The sequence below is a fragment of the Levilactobacillus hammesii DSM 16381 genome, from assembly GCF_001434395.1.
Classification (GTDB): Bacteria; Bacillota; Bacilli; order Lactobacillales; family Lactobacillaceae; genus Levilactobacillus; species Levilactobacillus hammesii.
This window is the reverse complement of the sequence record NZ_AZFS01000054.1, coordinates 1-15,547: the sequence shown is the minus strand read 5'-3', so window position 1 is coordinate 15,547 and position 15,547 is coordinate 1. Positions and strand designations below refer to the sequence as shown.

16 protein-coding genes and 1 tRNA gene are annotated in these 15,547 nt (G+C 49.3%); 10 read left to right on the top strand and 7 right to left on the bottom strand.

The window, feature by feature from the left end; all coding sequences use genetic code 11:
- The first annotated feature begins 109 nt into the window (after nt 1–109).
- The 3 genes from clpX to FD28_RS06205 all read left to right on the top strand — a co-directional run bounded on the left by clpX (nt 110) and on the right by FD28_RS06205 (nt 2,439).
- Complete coding sequence (clpX, locus tag FD28_RS06215) at nt 110–1,363, top strand: ATP-dependent Clp protease ATP-binding subunit ClpX (protein WP_057733683.1); 1,254 nt, start codon at nt 110–112, stop codon at nt 1,361–1,363.
- Nucleotides 1,364–1,544: 181 nt separating this feature from the next.
- The gene (yihA, locus tag FD28_RS06210; RefSeq protein WP_057733681.1) at nt 1,545–2,138 is read left to right on the top strand and encodes a ribosome biogenesis GTP-binding protein YihA/YsxC; all 594 of its coding nucleotides are present in this window, start codon (nt 1,545–1,547) and stop codon (nt 2,136–2,138) included.
- A gap of 1 nt (nt 2,139) precedes the next feature.
- Complete coding sequence (locus tag FD28_RS06205; protein ID WP_020090261.1) at nt 2,140–2,439, top strand: nucleoside triphosphate pyrophosphohydrolase family protein; 300 nt, start codon at nt 2,140–2,142, stop codon at nt 2,437–2,439.
- A gap of 81 nt (nt 2,440–2,520) precedes the next feature.
- On the opposite strand, the gene FD28_RS06200 is transcribed toward FD28_RS06205, so the two are convergent.
- Nucleotides 2,521–2,709: an SPJ_0845 family protein gene (locus FD28_RS06200; RefSeq protein ID WP_057733679.1), complete on the bottom strand. Its 189-nt coding sequence runs from the start codon at nt 2,707–2,709 to the stop codon at nt 2,521–2,523.
- A 222-nt stretch (nt 2,710–2,931) separates the two neighbouring features.
- Here FD28_RS06200 and uvrC point away from each other — a divergent pair, with 222 nt between their 5' ends.
- Nucleotides 2,932–4,749, top strand: a complete 1,818-nt coding sequence (uvrC, locus tag FD28_RS06195; RefSeq protein WP_057733677.1) for an excinuclease ABC subunit UvrC — start codon at nt 2,932–2,934, stop codon at nt 4,747–4,749.
- Nucleotides 4,750–4,837: 88 nt separating this feature from the next.
- Nucleotides 4,838–6,133: a GTPase ObgE gene (gene obgE, locus FD28_RS06190; protein WP_057733676.1), complete on the top strand. Its 1,296-nt coding sequence runs from the start codon at nt 4,838–4,840 to the stop codon at nt 6,131–6,133.
- Between the two features lie 117 nt (nt 6,134–6,250).
- Here obgE and FD28_RS06185 read toward each other — a convergent pair whose 3' ends face one another.
- Both FD28_RS06185 and FD28_RS06180 read right to left on the bottom strand, forming a co-directional pair.
- On the bottom strand, nt 6,251–7,006 hold the full coding sequence (locus FD28_RS06185; RefSeq protein WP_057733674.1) for a hypothetical protein: 756 nt from the start codon (nt 7,004–7,006) through the stop codon (nt 6,251–6,253).
- Nucleotides 7,007–7,019: 13 nt separating this feature from the next.
- Nucleotides 7,020–7,295 (bottom strand): hypothetical protein, encoded by a 276-nt coding sequence (locus tag FD28_RS06180; RefSeq protein WP_057733672.1) that lies wholly within the window; start codon nt 7,293–7,295, stop codon nt 7,020–7,022.
- A 169-nt stretch (nt 7,296–7,464) separates the two neighbouring features.
- Between FD28_RS06180 and rnz the strand changes: the two genes are divergently transcribed.
- The 4 genes from rnz to FD28_RS06160 all read left to right on the top strand — a co-directional run bounded on the left by rnz (nt 7,465) and on the right by FD28_RS06160 (nt 11,751).
- Nucleotides 7,465–8,418, top strand: coding sequence for a ribonuclease Z (gene rnz / locus FD28_RS06175; RefSeq protein ID WP_057733670.1), 954 nt, complete (start codon nt 7,465–7,467; stop codon nt 8,416–8,418).
- Nucleotides 8,415–8,804 carry a LapA family protein gene (locus FD28_RS06170; protein WP_057733668.1) on the top strand — a complete coding sequence of 130 codons (390 nt, stop codon included), beginning with the start codon at nt 8,415–8,417 and terminating at the stop codon, nt 8,802–8,804. The genes rnz and FD28_RS06170 overlap by 4 nt, the downstream gene beginning before the upstream one ends.
- A 91-nt stretch (nt 8,805–8,895) precedes the next feature.
- The gene (gene recJ / locus FD28_RS06165; protein ID WP_057733826.1) at nt 8,896–11,211 is read left to right on the top strand and encodes a single-stranded-DNA-specific exonuclease RecJ; all 2,316 of its coding nucleotides are present in this window, start codon (nt 8,896–8,898) and stop codon (nt 11,209–11,211) included.
- Between the two features lie 21 nt (nt 11,212–11,232).
- Nucleotides 11,233–11,751 carry an adenine phosphoribosyltransferase gene (locus FD28_RS06160; RefSeq protein ID WP_057733666.1) on the top strand — a complete coding sequence of 173 codons (519 nt, stop codon included), beginning with the start codon at nt 11,233–11,235 and terminating at the stop codon, nt 11,749–11,751.
- 90 nt (nt 11,752–11,841) lie between these two features.
- Here FD28_RS06160 and FD28_RS06155 read toward each other — a convergent pair whose 3' ends face one another.
- Together FD28_RS06155 and FD28_RS06150 are read right to left on the bottom strand one after the other, a co-directional pair.
- Nucleotides 11,842–13,023, bottom strand: a complete 1,182-nt coding sequence (locus FD28_RS06155) for an MFS transporter (protein WP_057733665.1) — start codon at nt 13,021–13,023, stop codon at nt 11,842–11,844.
- A 203-nt stretch (nt 13,024–13,226) separates the two neighbouring features.
- Nucleotides 13,227–13,679, bottom strand: coding sequence for a universal stress protein (locus FD28_RS06150; RefSeq protein ID WP_057733664.1), 453 nt, complete (start codon nt 13,677–13,679; stop codon nt 13,227–13,229).
- A gap of 627 nt (nt 13,680–14,306) precedes the next feature.
- On the opposite strand from FD28_RS06150, the gene FD28_RS06145 reads away from it, so the two are divergent.
- On the top strand, nt 14,307–14,726 hold the full coding sequence (locus tag FD28_RS06145; RefSeq protein WP_057733662.1) for a hypothetical protein: 420 nt from the start codon (nt 14,307–14,309) through the stop codon (nt 14,724–14,726).
- A 126-nt stretch (nt 14,727–14,852) separates the two neighbouring features.
- Here the strand turns inward: FD28_RS06145 and FD28_RS06140 are convergent.
- Both FD28_RS06140 and FD28_RS06135 read right to left on the bottom strand, forming a co-directional pair.
- Nucleotides 14,853–14,940, bottom strand: a tRNA-Ser gene (locus tag FD28_RS06140).
- A gap of 53 nt (nt 14,941–14,993) precedes the next feature.
- Nucleotides 14,994–15,392: a TIR domain-containing protein gene (locus FD28_RS06135; protein ID WP_057733659.1), complete on the bottom strand. Its 399-nt coding sequence runs from the start codon at nt 15,390–15,392 to the stop codon at nt 14,994–14,996.
- Between the last annotated feature and the right edge of the window lie 155 nt (nt 15,393–15,547).

The window sequence follows — 15,547 nt, the reverse complement described above, 5'->3', positions numbered from 1 at the left end:
TATAGTACACGATTGATAGGGAAAACCTGGTTAGTTCGACAGGTTTACTGACCGAAAAAGCTTTTTGTAATGAGTTAGGCTTAAGCCTGGAGAGAAAGGGTGAAGTTTATTGTTTGAAAACACCGAAACAAATGGCCCAGTAACTTGTTCTTTTTGTGGAAAATCACAAGATCAAGTTAAGAAGATTGTTGCCGGCCCAGGTGTTTACATCTGTAATGAATGTATTGACCTCTGTAAAGAAATTATTGATGAAGAATTCAGCCAAGACAGCGCTCAAGAAACCTTAGAAGTCCCAACGCCTGCTGAAATCGTCAACACGCTCGACCAATACGTTATTGGCCAAAATGAGGCTAAGCGGACGTTATCCGTTGCCGTTTACAACCACTACAAGCGGGTTAATGAAATGGCTCAGGCTGACGACGAGGGTCCTGAATTGCAGAAGAGTAACATCGCGGTGATCGGACCGACTGGTTCTGGGAAGACTTACTTGGCACAAAGCCTGGCAAAGATCCTGAACGTACCTTTTGCAATTGCTGACGCGACGACTTTGACTGAAGCCGGTTATGTGGGTGAAGATGTTGAAAACATCCTCTTAAAGCTCCTGCAAAATGCCGACTACGATGTTGATCGTGCTGAAAAAGGCATTATCTACATCGATGAAATTGATAAGATTGCTAAGAAATCCGAAAACGTGTCGATTACGCGGGACGTTTCCGGTGAAGGGGTTCAACAAGCCTTACTTAAGATCTTGGAAGGCACGATTGCCAATGTGCCGCCTCAGGGTGGTCGTAAGCATCCGCAACAAGAGTTCATTCAAATCGATACCACGAACATCTTATTCATCGTTGGTGGGGCGTTTGATGGCATTGACGGCATCGTTAAGCGTCGTCTCGGTGATCAGACCATCGGTTTTGGGGCTGACAGCAAGGAACAAAATGTGCTGGCATCCGGTGATAGCTTGATGCAACACGTGATTCCTGAAGACTTGCTCCAATTCGGATTAATTCCAGAATTTATTGGACGGTTACCGATTTTAACCGCCCTTGAAAAACTGGATGAAAATGATTTGGTCCGGATCTTAACTGAACCAAAGAATGCCTTGGTTAAGCAATATGAAAAGTTATTGTCACTCGACGATGTTCAACTGGAATTCCAGCCAGCTGCCTTACGTGAAATGGCCAAGTTAGCCATTGCGCGGAATACAGGGGCCCGGGGTTTGCGGTCGATCATTGAAGATGTGATGCGTGACATCATGTTTGACTTGCCAAGTCGTGATGACGTGGCTAAGGTCGTGATTACGGCGGACACCGTGACGGATCATGCAGAACCTGAAGTTATCTTAAAGGATCAAAAAGCTTCATAATTACCACAGTATGTGGTGTTGCGACCGGCCTTCGGGTTGGTCGTTTTTTTGTTGCGCGCAAATGGGCGCTGTCACGGGCGTTAACCGCTTTATTGGGAATGACCGTGTGGAGAAAGTCTCCAGTCGCGTGACGTTCTGTGTTAAAATGATGAAAGATATTTGGAGAGGATGGCATTAACCAATGGAAGTCAATCACGTGGAATTAGTCATGAGTGCGGTTGACCCCGCACAGTACCCAACAACGGGGTATCCAGAAATTGCGTTAGTCGGTCGGTCTAACGTGGGAAAGTCGTCACTGACGAACGTTTTAATTAATCGGCGGTCGTACGCTCGGACCTCTAGTCAACCCGGCAAGACGCAGACGCTGAATTTCTACAATGTGGAAGATCAGTTATACTTCGTCGATGTGCCTGGCTACGGTTACGCCAAGGTTTCCAAGTCAGAACGCGAAAAGTGGGGGCAGATGATTGAAACCTACCTGACCCAACGCGATCAATTAAAGGGTGTTGTCTCACTGGTTGACGCACGTCATGCACCAACCGAAGATGATATTCAAATGTATAAGTACCTGGCTTACTTTAATTTACCAACGCTGATCGTTGCCACTAAGAGTGATAAAATCGCCCGTGGCAAGTGGAATCAAGCCGTTAGTCAAATTAAGAAGGCCATGGATTTACCGAACACCGATAATATTATTATGTTCTCAGCACCCAAAAAGATCGGTAAGGATGCCGTCTGGAACTGGATCGAACAACAAGCCTTTGGGGGGAATTAACATGGAATTTAATGATTATCAAAAAGCCGCAAACCGGACGTTATATGGCAACGAGCAGGTCTTAACGAACTGTGCCTTGGGTTTGGCGGGTGAGTCTGGTCAGGTCGTTGATCTGGTTAAGAACTACACCTTCCACGGTCAGGACATGGATCATGAAGCCATCGTTAAGGAGATGGGTGACGTGCTATGGTACCTCAGTCAGATTGCCCAGTGGGCCGATATTGACTTTGATGAGGTGGCTCAAGATAACATTAAACGTCTGAATGAACGCTATCCCCACGGTTTTCAACCCGAACGCTAGAATGACGGGTCACCCCGTGCATTATGCCTGACACAAAAAAAGGACCCACGGCGGTTGCCGTGAGTCCTTTAACTTATACCGTTAGTCTTGACTGTGATCCTGTTCGTGTTTAGATTTATCAGATTTGATCAAGCCTTTTGCACGCTTGTTATCCTTGTGGGCGTCATCGCGCTTCAAAAACTTGTCACGCTTAACGTCCGTGGGGTCCATCTCAGCAAATTTACCGAACATGGAGTCAAGGTCATCCTGGCGTTTTACTTTAAGAGCCATTCAAGCCACCTCCTTGTCTTTAGCAGTAATCATAGCAGAATTGCGTGAATTTGTCATTTATCAGGCTGAAGCTTGGCAAAAACCAAATAAAATCCGTTGTTTTCAGGACGACTTGGCGGAATCCGAGAACCAGCGCCGCGACGGGGTAAATTGCTTGCACCAAACAGGTATTCGGCTTATACTTTATTAGCTAATTCGAGAAATGAACGGGAGGTTAGGCCCTTGGCATCGGAATATTTGGAACACAAACTGGCACTATTGCCGGGCCTTCCCGGCTGTTATTTGATGAAAAACATCAACAGCCAGATTATCTATGTGGGGAAGGCTAAAAACCTAAAGAACCGGGTACGGTCCTACTTTAAGAGTAGCCATACCGGTAAGACGGCGCAACTGGTCAGCGAAATCGTTGACTTTGAGACGATTATTACGTCAACGGACAAGGAAGCCTTTCTCCTTGAAATCACGTTGATCCAAAAGCATCAGCCCTACTTTAACATCAAGTTGAAGCGGGGGACGGGTTATCCTTACATTAAGATTACCAATGAACGCGATCCACAGTTGATCCTGGTCAGCGATATCAAGAAGGACGGGGCCTATTACTTTGGCCCCTATCCCAACGTGTATGCGGCGGAGGAAACGATTCACTTCTTGCAGAAAGTCTATCCCTTACGCCGGTGTACGGGCTACCAGGGTCGCCCGTGTCTCTACTATCACATGGGCCAGTGCTTAGGTGCCTGTTTCAAAGAGGTACCCCAAGCGGAATACGATGAACAGATTAAGAAGATTAAGTCCTTCTTAAATGGCAATGTCGGTCACGCTGAGAAGGAGTTGACCGACCGGATGACGGCTGCGGCCGCTGACATGGCTTACGAGCGGGCAGCGGATCTGCGTGACCAGATTCGTTACATTGAAGCGACCGTTGAGAAGCAGAAGATTATTTCCAATGACAGTACGCCGCGGGATATCTTTAACTTTTATCTGGATAAGGGCTGGCTGTCCATTCAGGTCTTCTTCATTCGGCAAGCCCGTTTGATGAAGCGTGAAAAACGGTTATTCCCGATTGTCAGTACGGCTGAGGAAGAATTGGCGAGCTTCATTGTGCAATTCTACCAACGAAAGAATACGGTCTTACCGCGGGAAATCTTAGTACCGGCTAGTATCGATGGTGAGACGATTGAATCCATCCTTCACGTGCCCGTTAGAACGCCGCAGCGGGGCACCAAACGTGATCTGCTTGACATGGCGGGTAAGAACTCTCGACTGGTCTTAGAAGAGAAGTTTCGGCTGTTAGAGCTCGATGAGGGCAAGACCACGGGTGCCATGAAGGAAATCACGGATGCTTTGGGAATTGCCCCGGGGCATAAAATCGAAGCGTTTGACCATTCTCACATTCAGGGGGCTGACCTGGTCTCGGCAATGGTGGTCTTCGTTGATGGTCAACCGAATAAAAAGCTTTACCGGAAATACAAGTTACGAACCGTGGATCATGCTGATGAAACGGCTAGCACGTTGGAAGTTATTCGTCGGCGCTATGGCCGATTGCTTAAGGAGCACGCGCAGATGCCCGACCTGATCTTAATGGATGGGGGCGACATCCAGATGAATGCCGTCAAGGAAGTTCTGGCGGATGAATTTGACCTGCACATCCCGGTAGCGGGGATGGTGAAGAACGATCACCATAAGACGGCCGACCTGTTGTTTGGTCCCGATGACCATCACGTGCATCTGGATCCCAAGAGTCAGGGCTTCTACCTGGTGCAGCGGATTCAAGATGAAGTGCACCGGTTTGCCATTACCTTCCATCGTCAGGTTCATAGCAAGCATTCACTGAGTTCCCGCCTCGATCGAATTCCGGGTGTGGGGCCCAAGACACGAAATAAACTGTTGCGTAAATTTGGGTCAACCAAGAAGATTGGGGAAGCGAGCGTGGATGATTTGCGCGAAATTGGGATTAGTAAGACCGTTGCACAAACGATTCGGCTAACGCTTCAGGCCGAGACGGCGGAAATTAAAAGTCCCCGAACGCCAACGAAGCTTTGACGTGGCGGCCGTTTGCCGGTATACTGGCTAGCAGGATACTTACGAAGAAAGCAGCGCGGGCTGGCTTAGAAAACGAGGAATATAAAATATGTTTGTAGATCAAGTTAAAATTAGTGTGAAGGCCGGTAAGGGTGGCGACGGAATGGTTGCCTTCCGTCGGGAAAAATTCGTCCCGAATGGTGGACCAGCCGGTGGTGACGGTGGTCGCGGTGGAAACATCGTATTTGCCGTAGACGAAGGGTTACGGACTCTGATGGATTTCCGGTACCAACGGAAATTTAAGGCCAAGAGCGGTGGCAATGGTGCAATCAAGTCAATGACGGGCCGTGGGGCAACTGACACAATTATCAGTGTGCCACAAGGAACGACGATTTATAATGATGAGACCGGTGCCGTCATTGCGGACCTGGTGGCCAGTGACGACTCCGCGATTGTGGCGAAGGGTGGCCGTGGGGGTCGAGGCAACATTCATTTTGCCTCACCCAAGAACCCCGCCCCAGAAATTGCCGAAAATGGTGAACCCGGGCAAGAATTTGAAATTCGTTTGGAATTAAAGGTCTTGGCCGACGTTGGTCTGGTTGGTTTTCCTTCAGTTGGAAAATCAACCCTGTTATCAACGGTTACGAGCGCTAAGCCAAAGATTGCTGAATACCACTTCACCACGTTGGTTCCTAACCTGGGGATGGTGCGGCTACCCGATGGTCGTGATTTCGTGATGGCCGACTTACCCGGATTAATTGAGGGTGCGGCTAACGGGGTTGGCCTGGGCTTCCAGTTCTTACGCCACGTTGAACGGACGCGGGTTATCCTGCATCTGATTGACATGAGTGGGTTGGAAGGTCGCGATCCTTACGATGACTTTGAAAAAATCAATGAAGAATTAAAGATGTATGATCCAGATATCTTAAAGCGCCCACAGATCGTGGTTGCTAACAAGATGGATATGCCAGATTCTGCTGACAACTTGGCCAAGTTCAAGGAAGACTTGAAGCAGGATGAGTTATTGGCAACTGCACCTGAAGTCTACGCGGTTTCAGCGTTGACGCATGACGGCTTGACGCCACTCTTGCAACGGACGGCTGACATCTTGGCCGCAACGCCGAAGTTCCCAGTCAAGCAAGAAGAAGTGGTTGAGAAGGCTGAGTATGACTTTACGCCAGAACCAGACTTTGAAGTTACTCAGGATGCTGACGGGACTTGGGTCTTGACCGGTGATAAGCTATTGAAGCTCTTCCGGATGACGGATATCAACCATGATGAAAGTTTGTTGCGCTTTACGCGGCAGATGCGGGGCATGGGTGTCGACAGTAGCCTGCGTGATCACGGTGCTAAGAACGGTGATCTGGTTAAGATCGACGACTTTACCTTCGAATACATGGCCTAATTGATTGGCAAAGAATCAACCTAACTAATCAAAAATGCCGTTTTAGGATTAGAAAAAACGTGATCAATCAGGATTAGAGTCTTGATTGATCACGTTTTGATTTTTCGGGAATGGCGGTTACAGGGACAGCTTCAACCAGCTGGTTGGCTTGACGACCTGTTTCTTATCCGCGAAGGCACCAGCAAATTTGATGGTGACGGTCTTAAATGTGGGCTTCGTCTTTTCACTGACGAGTCCCGTGGCAAAGGTTGCCAGTTGGCCTTTAGCCGGGATCGCTTTCCCGGCACTGGCGTCACTCAGCTGATTGGCCGCGTTCAGCTGTCGGTTACCGCTGAGCCGGATGGCTTGGATACCATCGGTCGTGACGGTCTGTTTACCCCGATTGTAAATGGTAAACTTGACCTGCAGCGTGTAATAAGGACTCTTGATCTGAGCCAGATTCAACGCCTGAGCAGCCATTCGCTTGGCAGCAGCCGTTTTGGCCGTGTTCTTAATGATCCGGACGGTTGTGACCTTGTAAGTCAGGTTGCCGGATTTTACGATGGTCTGTGGATGACTGACCTTGGCTAGCGTGAGCTGGGTGCCCACTTTATCAAAGGTATATTGACCAGTCTTCTTTAAATTACCGGACTTGATGTAGTGGGCACTCTTGGTCTGTGCCGCTTTAGGATGATAGGTTTGCGCTTCTTCCTTCTGTGAAGACGACGAAGACGCGGTCACCGCCGCATCGGGTTCCTTGGCGCTATAGCTGCTAGATTGGCTGCTACTGTCCTTGAAACTGGCCGTACTCTTCTGACCGCTTGACTGGCAACCGGCCAATCCTAACGCCAGAAGGCTCAGACTGAGAAGCAATGATGCTTTGATGTAACGCATGGTAAAACTCCTTTCAACCAAATAAAATTTGATGGGGCACTAGACGATAGCCGTAGAGCCGTTGGGGTGGATCCTGAGCGACAAAGAGGGCCGTCTGTGGGTCAACCTGCTGACTACGCGTGCGCAGTTGGTCAAGCGTTAAGGGACGCCCTGCACCCGTTAAGAGGCGAAGCTGGTGGTTTTCAGTTTGTAGGTCGATCACCGGGGTTTGCTGCCCGTCATGCTCCCAATAGAGGCGCAGGGCGGGGTGCAGATCGATGGTCGAGAGGTTAAAGTCAATGAGCCGCATGTTTGATTCCCCCGATCACAAGCTTAGTTTAATTATACCGAATTTTGGGGGAGAACCCTAGTGATAATCCCGTTTCTCAGGAAGCGGTCAGTTTTGAGAGTTGCGAATTCAGCTAAAATCCCCTAAAATAGTGGACGGACTTTAATTATAGAATAGGAACGAAAAAAATATGGAAATTCAATTTTTAGGGACGGGCGCCGGGTCACCCGGAAAGTTTCGGAATGTGACCAGTACGGCGTTACGCTTGCTAGACGAGCGTAATTCAGTGTGGCTGTTCGACGTGGGTGAAGCCACCCAGCATCAGATTCTGCGGACCACGTTAAAGCCGCGGAAAATCGATAAAATTTTTATTACCCACTTGCACGGGGACCATATTTTTGGGTTGCCGGGCCTGCTCAGCAGTCGGTCGTTTCAGGGCGGTAATGAGCCACTGACGATCTATGGGCCAAAGGGCATCCGGGACTTTGTTGAGGTCAGTATGCGGGTTTCCGAGACCAAATTATCTTACAAGATCCATTACCGTGAGTTGTCGGCGGATGGCATGATCTTTGAGGATGGTAAGTTTCGGGTCTATGCCCAACATCTGGATCACCGGATCGAGTGCTTTGGCTACCGAGTGGTTGAAAAGGACCACCCTGGTGAACTGCAAGTCGATAAGCTGCGAGAAGCACAGATCCCATCCGGTCCGGTCTATGGTGAATTGAAGGCGGGTAAGACCGTCACGCTTCCCGATGGCCGAACGATCAATGGGCAAGACTTCTTAGGGCCCAGTCAACCTGGGCGAATTGTGGCCTTCTTGGGTGATACGCGGCAAACGCCTAATGCGGCGCGATTAACCCAGGATGCCGATGTGCTGGTTCACGAAAGCACCTTTGCTAAGGGTGAGAGTCGGTTGGCACGTTCCTATTACCATTCAACCAACATTCAGGCGGCTGAATTAGCCAAACGCACGAATGTGAAGATGCTTTTACTCAATCACATCTCGGCACGTTACACGGGCAAGCTGGCCCTGGAATTACAGCATCAGGCACGCGAGGTCTTTAAGAACACGCGTGTGGTCAAAGATTTTGATGAGATTAACGTTCCATTTCAGAAGACGACACAGGAGGGTGCTCAACAATGAAAAATCAATGGCGAATCGTCCTTACCATTCTATTAGTGATCATCGTGGCAATTTTTGCCATTTTGAACGTGGAAAGTGTGCCGGTTTCATTTGGCTTTACGACGGTTCACTGGCCATTGATTTTGATTTTGTTGGTGTCCATTCTGATTGGGGCCGTTCTGATGATTCTGTTCTCGACCATTACGGTCTTCCAGCACAATCGGGCCTATAAGGACTTGGAACAGACCAGTAATGACCGGATTGCCGCACTTACACAGGATAACGAGCGCTTAACCAAGCGGTTGCAAAATTCCAAGAGTAAGCAGATTGCGGGACAACAGGAAAAGCAATTACAAGATTTAGAAAAAGAAAACGCTGAATTAAAAGCAAAGTTGGCTGCTAAGTAAAGAGTCAATGATGCCTTGAATCAAAGAACTCGTAGAGGGGAGCGGTGCCACTGACACCGCTCTTCTCCCGTTTAGAAAGGATGATTTGCTGGTGATTGCCGCACAATACCAATGGAATATAAAGAATGTTGATCAGCCATCGGCCGAGGCACAACAGTTGGCGCAACAGGAAAAGATTTCGCCGATTGTCGCCCAGATTTTATGGAATCGGGGCTACCATACACCGGCTGCCGCGCATGACTTTTTGAATCCTGGGCCGGAGCAACTACATGATCCGAACCTCTTACACGATATGCAAAAGGGTGTCGATCGGATTGAAGAAGCAATCGGTAGTGACCAGCAGATTACGATTTACGGGGATTACGATGCTGATGGCGTCACCAGCACGTCGATCCTGTATGAGACGCTCAATGAAATGGGCGCTAAGGTGAACTATTACATCCCCAATCGCTTTACTGATGGTTATGGGCCAAATGTTGCGGCGTTTAAGAAATTAATCGCGGCCGGCACCCAGCTGCTAGTGACGGTGGATAATGGGGTCGCGGGTAACGAAGCGATTGCGGCTGCCAATGAGGCAGGCGTTGACGTCGTTGTGACGGATCACCATGAGTTGCCGGCGGAGTTACCTGCGGCATACGCCATCATTCATCCCCGGTATCCTGGAGCCGAGTATCCCTTTGGGGGATTGTCCGGCGCCGGCGTGGCGTTCAAGGTCGCTCAGGCCTTACGTGAAGAGATTCCCCAGGATGTTCTGGACTTAGCTGCGATTGGAACCGTTGCGGATCTGGTGCCCCTGGTTGATGAGAATCGGGTTCTAGTTTACTTCGGTTTACAGTTGTTAAAGCAAGACGAACGCCCCGGGCTGCAGGCGCTCATGACGGGTGCGGGAATCAAGCCTGAAGAATTGACGGAACAGTCGATTGGGTTTGGGATCGCACCACGGTTGAACGCCCTGGGACGCTTGGAGGATGCTGCACCGGCAGTTGAGTTACTGACGACCCCTGATTTTGCGGTGGCGAAGGACTTAGCCCAACAGACGGAGGATAAGAATCGTCATCGTCAGGAACTCGTCCAGCAGATCAGTCAGGCGGCCTTAGCACAGGCGGAGGACGCCGATCATCGCGATCGCCATGCCCTGATTATCAGCGGCCATGACTGGCATGAAGGTGTCTTGGGGATTGTGGCCAGCAAGGTCGTTGAGACGACGGGGAAACCCGCCTTGGTCTTAAACGTGAACGCGGATGGTCGGGCCAAGGGCTCGGGACGAAGCGTGCCCGCATTCAACCTATTTGCGGCCTTAGACCCTCATAGAGACCTGATGACGGCGTTTGGGGGTCATCACATGGCCGTGGGCTTGACCGTACCTAGTGAGCAGCTAGCGGCCTTGGCGGATGCCCTTGATCAGGAGGCTGACCATCAGCATCTCGCGGAGAGTGGTCCGGCTGAGGTGCCGGTTGCGGCAGCCTTGGATGTGGCGGCGGTAACGCCAACCCTGTACCAGGAGCTGGCCCAGTTGGCGCCATTTGGGACGGATAATAGTCAACCGCTGTTTGCTTTTGAATCAGCCACGCTAACCCAGATTAAGGCGATTGGTAAGGATAGCTCACACTTGAAGTTCCAGCTTCAAGAGGGCCCGCATCAATTGAATGCCATTCAGTTTGGCGCCGGCAAGTATGTCCCTGCGCTGACCGCGGCACCGAATGATGCGGCGGTTCTGGGAGCGATTGAGGACAATGTTTGGCAGGGCCGGCATTCCTTACAATTGATGGTGAAGGATTTAAAGCTGACCGAAAGTCCAATTCGGGATGAACGAACGACGCAGCTTCACCAAAGCATGTTCCAAGAACCCGGCACCTACGTTTTCTTTCATCAAAACGTGTTCCGGCAGTTAGCTAACCAACTGCCGGAAACCGCGACACCGCTCCTTTACGACGGGAGTGCGGTAACCCCATTGTCAGCGAATACAACCGTGTTTATCGTGGATTGCCCCGATGCAACGTCGGATCTGGAGACGGCATTGCGTCAACTCCAACCGGCAAAAGTTGTCGCTTATCTCTATAAGAAAGAAAGTCTTTCGCAATTAGGGATGCCAACTCGCTCGCAATATGCTAAACTATTTAAGTTCGTTGCAACACATCAACAAGTAGATGTGGGGCACCAGCTGGCGCAACTGGCCACTTTCTTGCAGATTCCACGGACGCAGTTAATCTTCATGATCCAGGTGTTCTTCGAATGCGGCTTCGTCACGATCGACCATGGGTTGATGACGGGGGTGACTCATCCGGCGCATAAGGATCTCACAACGGCCCCGAGTTACCAGCTTCGGCAACAGCAAATGCAGACGGAGACGGCACTCTTGGCCTGTCCGACTGCGGCTTTAACGGCGCGTCTCGCCCCATTGATATAAAATAAAGGAGCTACTTCAATTATGGCAACTGATTTTTCAAAATATATTGCTTCCGTTCCGGACTACCCAGAAAAGGGCATCATGTTCCGGGACATCTCCCCATTGATGGCGGACGGTGAAGCCTTCCACGCCGCAACCGACGAGATCGTCGCTTACGCAAAGGACAAGGGCGTTGAAATGGTCGTTGGCCCAGAAGCTCGCGGATTCATCGTGGGTTGCCCGGTCGCTTACCAAATGGGTATTGGGTTTGCCCCTGCCCGTAAAGAAGGTAAACTTCCTCGGCCAACGGTCAAGGCTTCTTACGACTTGGAATACGGGACTTCTGCCCTGTACCTGCATAAGGATGCCATCAAGCCTGGCCAAAAGGTCTTGGTTACCGATGACTTATTGGCAACCGGTGGGACCATTGGCGCAACCATTCAACTCGTTGAAGACTTGGGTGGTATCGTGGTTGGGACGGCCTTCCTGATCGAATTGAAGGACCTGCACGGTCGCGATAAGCTTAAGGGCTACGACATCTTTAGCTTGATGACTTACTAAGATAAAATAAAATGACGTTTTCAGCGGTTAAAAGCTGGAAACGTCATTTTTATTTGTTGTCAGAAAACACGACTGGGTTTGCCTGGTCCATTAATTTTTAAGCATCCCGTGGCGCTGGACAATGATGCCGGTTGTGGTCAGTGCGGCGGCTAGGATGGCTAGTAGCCAGATGACCGGCACCCAGGACTGACTGAACTGTTGCAGATAACCGAAAAGAATTGGGCCGACTGCTGCTAGGAGATAGCCGGCAGATTGGGCCATACCGGAAATAGCGGCCGTTTGGTAGGGATTGGTCGTTTTCTCCGTGAAGAACATGATGGCCAGGTTAAAGGCAACCCCAGATCCCAGTCCGGTTACTAACGAGATCAGGGTTAAGAACGGCACGGAGTTGGTGTTGATCAGCCACGTGAGGGGAGCAACGACGTAGCCCAAGGACATGATCCCCAAAAGGATGGCCACCCCGTGACGCTTGTTGAAGAGCAAGGGGACCATGAAGGACAGGGGGAGACCACTAATCTGAAGTAAGGTAAGTAAATTACTTGAGGTGATGGTCGAGACACCATGGGCGGCCAAGATAGCGGGCATCCACGTGATAATGGCGTAGTAGACCAGGGATTGCAGGCCGAAGAATAAGGTAATCAACCAACCCAGTGATTGGTGCCAGACACTTTGATAGTGAGGGATGTGGGTGCGTTGTTCGTCGGTCAAAGGCGTCTCGCGTTTGGTACGCACGTTAGGGAACCAGGCGATGATGGCAATAATGCTAATGATCCCTAAGTAAGCTTGCGTGGCGGCCAGACTGGTCCGAGAAATCAGGATCCCAGAAACGGCCGTCCCGATGGCTCCGACTAGCAGCATGGATAAGGTATAGAGGCTGGTCCCCAGGCGAATCTTATAGGGCATATGCGCCTTGATCAGTGCGGGCACCAGAACATTGCCACTGTCGATCCCGATGCCGATCAAGAATGTCCCAAACAGGAGGGCCGGTAGCGTCGGAATAATACGCAGGTAGGTCCCGGCGATCAGTAAGAGAAACAGGGCAAAGACGGTGCGTTCATTTCCCCATCGTTGCGCCAATTTGACGATAATCGGTGAAAAAATAGCAAAAGTGACTAAGGGAATTGACGTGATTAAACCAGCCATTGAGCTGGGCAAGTGTAAGGCCTTCTCAATGCTGGGTAGCAGTGGCGGAATAATGGTGATCGGTAAACGGAGGTTGGCTGCGATTAGCATCATACCAATCAGAAACCAACGAGGTTTAGGTTGTTTCAAAATAAATACCTCCTAAAAAGTTCATCCACTCATTATAGCCCGGGCAGCGGTGGGAAAAAAGAGGTAGACCGTTTTTTTTTCATGAAAATAGCAGCGAAAAAAGAGAACTTTTCTGAAATATAGCGATCCTTTTGAAACACAAAAAAGCAGAGAGGGGAGGACCTCTCTGCAGGGTTTAACTGACAACTTAAGGTGAAAAGGACTTAGTCATGTGGTGCGGGACGATCATTGACCACGATAACAGCGGGTTGAGCATGCTGGACAACGTGGTTGGTGGTGGATCCAACAATCATGCGGGAAAAGGCGTTGGTTCCGGATTTTCCCATCACGATCAAGTCAATTTCGGCATCTGGTGCATGTGCAATCTCGACAATGACTTGTTTCGGTGCGCCTTCCCGAACCACCATGACGGGTGCCAGGCCGGCTTCTTCGGCGGCGTCCCGAGCCTCAGTGAGGATTTCCTGACTGGTGTCTCGAAGACTCTTAATGACGGCGGCGTAGCCACCACCGAGTCCCTGTGGTGAGAACTGGGTAATGTCGATCACGTGAAGTAAGACCAATTTGGCATGCCAGTCTTGTGCGAGGGCAATTGCCGTCTTAAGCGCTTCATTAGCGTTGCTGGAACCATCGAGTGGAACGAGTAGGCGTTTATACATGATGTTACCTCCTTCATGCGGTTGGGGGCAGCAAACAATATGTGGTGAAACCTGGCCAGTGGAACAAGTTACCTGGCGTCAAGTACTTCCTGGGAGTAACGCCAGGTAGTTTATTAACTAATATAATATATTAGTTAATAATTATATTATGCCTGAAAATAATCAACTTGGCAAGCAAAATGCCAGCAAAAAAGCCAGTCTGATGAAAGAATGGCTTGGGTGGTCAAAAAGGTCAACTGACTATTGATTTTTGCGGGAGAGGAAGTAGCTGTAAAGCGCCATTCCGAGGGCAATGACCAGAATGATCAGCCCGATGAGTTTAAGCACGGGAGAGGCCTTCTTTCATGAGAATTGGTTAGGTTCAGTATAAGGGGATTTGGGAGCGGTGTAAATTGGTTTCTTGTTAAGGACAGTTATAGACAAGCTCCAGGCTGCTTATTCTGGGTGCAGTTTGTCAGGGCGTTATCATTGCTAACTAGGGGTTCCGGAAATTCAATTTAATTATAGTGTATTAATTTATTGATTTGTGGCTTAATCGGGATCATTTAGGCTGGAATTGAGGTAAAAGCCGTTTAGAATTGGTAGCTCTGTTATATACTGGCTGTGTTACAGAATGGAGGAAGTGAAATGAAAATTAAACGGTTTATGTTTGCCTTGGTGTTGCCCTTATTGGGCGTAGGATTGGCAATGCCGGTAACGGCTCATGCGTCGGGATGGAAACGGGGAACCCCGAAAGCTGTTAGGGGAAGTTGGTTCAATAAAGGCGTTCACAACAAAAAGAAAAATATAGGCTGGACGGCATTTGGCGCAGACAAACATTCTTTTGGTGTTGGCCATATGGGAATGCCGTCAGTGACGGTGTACCATCCATTTTATAAATATGCACATCATACATACTTCTTGAAAGGCTATGCGCCTAAAAATGGCCTGTGGCTTGGCAGCAATTTATTATTTAAGGTCGTGAAGAAGGGAAAACACCTGCATCTCGTTTCTAACAAAGGCACTTATGAGAATGTGACGCTGTATAGAGATAAGGTTAGGCGTTAAAGTAAAATGGATGCGCAAAATGGATACAAATGATAGTGTTTTTCTATGGATTCAAAAAATGAGAACCTCACCAAGCGTTGATCTGGTGAGGTTCTCATTTTTAAAAGTTCCTATCGATTAATTAAAAGGAGAGTACAGGATTTGAACCTGCGCGCCGGTATTAGCCGGTTCGACGGATTTCGAGTCCGTTGCATTACCACTCTGCCAACTCTCCAAGTCACTACTTAATATATTTTACCAATAATGACTATAAATGCAAGCGTATTTTTAAAAAGTCGTCTGGGTTAGAATCTCGGGATCGAATGGTTCAATCCAAGCGGGGTCCGCCGCTAACAACTCAATTGGCGAAATATTGGCACTATCCAACTTGGCGGCTAAAACTTGTTTATCGGCTTGCCGGGCCGTTGCAATTTCCCAATCGGCCCATTCCGATTGCCAGGTCTCACGGCTGATAATGATCAGAATGCGGTGGGACCGTTTGATTTCTCTGCGGAGACGGCGTTTGGTACTTGCCGCCCGTAAACCCATAAACTTTTCGGGCAAACGTTGTTCATGGAAACTGAGGGTTGGAAATTCCCAGTGTTTGGCTGCCCACTCGCGGAGTTGCACCTGAAAGGACAGCGCTAATGGATCGGCTGACTGATAGCTGATAAATAAATCACTCATAGGGCAAACTCCCTTTCTGCATATCAACAGTGTAGTCCGTCAAGAAGACAAAGCCATGACAAAAATGTTTATTTCTTATGAATTCAATATAACAGAACTAATCCTCAATTGTCAAATCAAGTGCAACACTAAGAATCTATTCTTAGAAGTGGTCT